General features: G+C 71.7%; 3 protein-coding genes. 2 read left to right on the top strand and 1 reads right to left on the bottom strand.

Annotated elements, in window-relative coordinates; all coding sequences use genetic code 11:
* Nucleotides 1-153 precede the first annotated feature (153 nt).
* Nucleotides 154-1,440: a right-handed parallel beta-helix repeat-containing protein gene (locus Q9R33_RS09645; protein ID WP_311293829.1), complete on the bottom strand. Its 1,287-nt coding sequence runs from the start codon at nt 1,438-1,440 to the stop codon at nt 154-156.
* 96 nt (nt 1,441-1,536) lie between these two features.
* On the opposite strand from Q9R33_RS09645, the gene recO reads away from it, so the two are divergent.
* Complete coding sequence (recO, locus tag Q9R33_RS09640) at nt 1,537-2,280, top strand: DNA repair protein RecO (protein WP_310246769.1); 744 nt, start codon at nt 1,537-1,539, stop codon at nt 2,278-2,280.
* Nucleotides 2,277-3,089, top strand: coding sequence for an isoprenyl transferase (locus tag Q9R33_RS09635; protein ID WP_056367372.1), 813 nt, complete (start codon nt 2,277-2,279; stop codon nt 3,087-3,089). Before recO ends, Q9R33_RS09635 begins: the two co-directional genes overlap by 4 nt.
* The last annotated feature ends 21 nt before the right edge of the window (nt 3,090-3,110 follow it).

Here is a 3,110-nt window from a genome sequence, read left to right as displayed (position 1 = left end):
GCCTGACCCCACCACCCGAAGTGGGGTCGACGTCGCCGAGTATGGCACCGACCTCGGATCGCGTACAAGCAAAATCCTCAAACATCTGGACTTCTACGGCGTGTCGCGAAAGCTCGCCGGCGTGTCGCGAAGCTGTCGCCGGGGTCTTGGCTCTCAGGAGCCGCCCTGGCTCAGCGCGCAGGAATTCGGTCCCATCGTCGGTGCGGCGCCGCTGGAGACCACGATGCCGAACGGCACGTCATGGCAGGCCACGCCGCCGATCCATCCCCCCGACTCGCCCCCGAGGATCACGGCCGCGGTGGTCGCGCCGCCGATGTCCATCCCGTCCACCGTGGGAGCCGCGGAATCGTCCGTCTGCAACGCGACCGACCCACCGCTCGCAGTGGTCGACAACAGTGTCGGCGATGATGTGCCCGCGATCGCGACCCCGACCGTGTTGTCGGCGAACGTGCTCGAGCGCACCGAGCCGCTGGTCGCGTCCATGAACAGCAGGCCCACCTCGCCGTTGCCGGCGAACCGGGAGGCTTCGATGCTCACGCGGTGCCGGCCGGTCACCGCGAGGCCTGCCCACGCGTTCCGCTCGAACAGGGTGTCGGTCACCTCGAGCGTCGTCTGCTCGCCGGTGACGTCGTCGGCGCCGGCGGACAGGTACACGCCGGCACCGCCGATGCCGTCGGCGATGGTGGCGCCCGCCACCCGCGCGCCGCTCAGCACGAGCGACGCCCACGGACCGGCGACGACGGCCGATGCGGGATCGGGACCCGCGACCTCGACCGTCATGTCGACGACCTTCACCAGACCGGTCGCGGCGATCAGGACGGCGGCATCGGACGCCGAGGAGCGCAGGACGGTGGCGTCCCGACCGGCGCCGCGCAGCGTCACGCCGTCGAGGAGGACGACGGTGTCGTCCGCCTCCACCGTCCCCGCCGGCAGCACGAGGGTTCCGCCCTCGGGGATCTGCGAGATGACCTCGGCGAGATCCTCGCCCGCCTCCAGCGTGCGCTCCGTCGTGTCCGTGGGGATCCGCCCGAGGAGCGTCGCCGAGAGCCTGCGCCAGACGGCGGTCGCGATCGCGCCCTCAGGACGCACCTCGTCAAGCCCTGTCTGCAGTTCGTCCTCGAAGCGGTCGGCGTCGCAGCCGAGGCGTTCGCGTGTCTCGCGCGCCGCGGCGACCGCGGCGGAGAGCGGGTCGCCGGACCCGTCGGTGTCGGGGGTTGCGCTCGGCAGCGGCTCTGGCGAGGCCGTCATCGATCCGTCAGGCCCCAACGGCCCTTCGTAGCCGGCCACGACGTCCGCGACCGCGTCGGAGACGGCGGCCGCCGCCGCGTCGCATTCCGCCACACGGGTGTCTTCGGTGGGCGTCGGTCCGGGCGTCTCCGCGGCGGTGCACCCGGAGAGCAGCACGACCAGGCCCAGGACGGCGGCGGCACGCGGCAGCATCACATTGCGGAGCCTAGCGGCATGGCCGGCGGCACGGCCCGCGCCACCCGCGGGCCGTGCCGCCCGATCGGACGGGTGCGCAGGGATAATTGACCCGTGCCCACCTACCGCGATGAAGTCGTGGTCCTGCGCACCCACAAGCTGGGGGAGGCCGACAGGATCGTGACGATGCTCAGCCGCCGTCACGGCAAGCTGCGCGCCGTCGCGAAGGGGGTGCGGCGCACATCGTCGCGGTTCGGCGCACGCCTCGAGCCCTTCATGGTCGCCGATGTGCAGCTGTACCAGGGGCGCTCGCTCGACATCGTCCAGCAGGCCGAATCGCTCGGCTCCTACGGCGCCGAGATCGTCGCCCACTACGACCGGTACACCTCCGCGCACGCGATGGTCGAGGCGGCCGATCGCCTCAACGAGGCCGAGGCCACGCCCCAGCAGTACCTGCTCCTCGTCGGAGGGCTCCGCGCCCTCTCGCGCGGCGAGCATGCCTCGCGCAGCGTGCTGGATTCCTACCTGCTGCGTGCGATGGCGCTGTCGGGCTGGGCGCCCGGCCTCGGCGAATGCGCGCTCTGCGGTCGCCGCGGCCCCCACGACACGTTCGTCGCCCAGCAGGGCGGCATCGTCTGCCGCGACTGCGCTCCGACCGGGGCCGCACGCGTCGACGCCGCCACCGTGTCGCTCCTGCAGTCGCTGATGGCGGGGGAGTGGGACGCGGTGGATGCCGCGGCGCCGGGGTCGACTGCCGCCGCTTCGGGTCTCATCGCGGCCTACGCGCAGTGGCACCTCGAGCGCGGCATCCGTTCGCTCTCCCATGTCTCGGCAGCCCCGCAGGAAGGCACCAGGTGACCCCGAAGCCCTACACGCACCGCGACGCGGTGCCGTACCGCCCGCTCGACTGGACCGGCGTCTACCCGCCGGAGTACCCCCGCGGTGCCGTGCCGAACCACGTGGCCATCGTGATGGACGGCAACGGCCGCTGGGCCAATCGCCGGGGTCTCACCCGCATCGAGGGGCACAAGGCGGGCGAGGCCGCGCTGCTGGACGTCGTGGCCGGCGCCATCCAGGCGGGCGTGAAGCACCTGTCGGTCTACGCGTTCTCGACCGAGAACTGGTCGCGCTCGCCCGAAGAGGTGCGCTTCCTCATGGGCTACAACCGCGACGTGCTCCACCGTCGGCGCGATCAGCTCAATGAGTGGGGCGTCCGCATCCAGTGGGCCGGCCGAAAACCGCGCCTCTGGGGGAGCGTCATCAAGGAGCTGCAGTTCGCGGAGCAGCTGACCGCCGGCAACGACGCACTGACCCTCACGATGTGCGTGAACTACGGCGGCCGCATCGAGCTCGTCGATGCGATGCGCTCGATCGCCGACGACGTCGCGGCGGGCCGGCTGAAGCCCTCGGCGGTGTCGGAGAAGCTGATCCAGCGACGCCTCTACCGCCCGGACATGCCGGACGTGGACCTGTTCCTGCGGTCGAGCGGCGAGCAGCGCACCTCGAACTTCCTGCTGTGGGAATCGGCGTATGCGGAGTTCGTGTTCCTCGACACGCTCTGGCCTGACTTCACGCGGGAGGACCTGTGGCACGGCATCGACGCCTACCTCGGACGTGATCGCCGATTCGGCGGCGCCGTGGACGCCCCCGACGCCGCCACATCCTGATCTCACGTCTGCGTCCGACGG

The organism is Microbacterium sp. PRC9 (genome assembly GCF_031844125.1).
Taxonomy (GTDB): Bacteria; Actinomycetota; Actinomycetes; order Actinomycetales; family Microbacteriaceae; genus Microbacterium.
The sequence above is the reverse complement of the archived record's forward strand: the minus strand, read 5'-3'. Positions and strand labels throughout refer to the sequence as shown.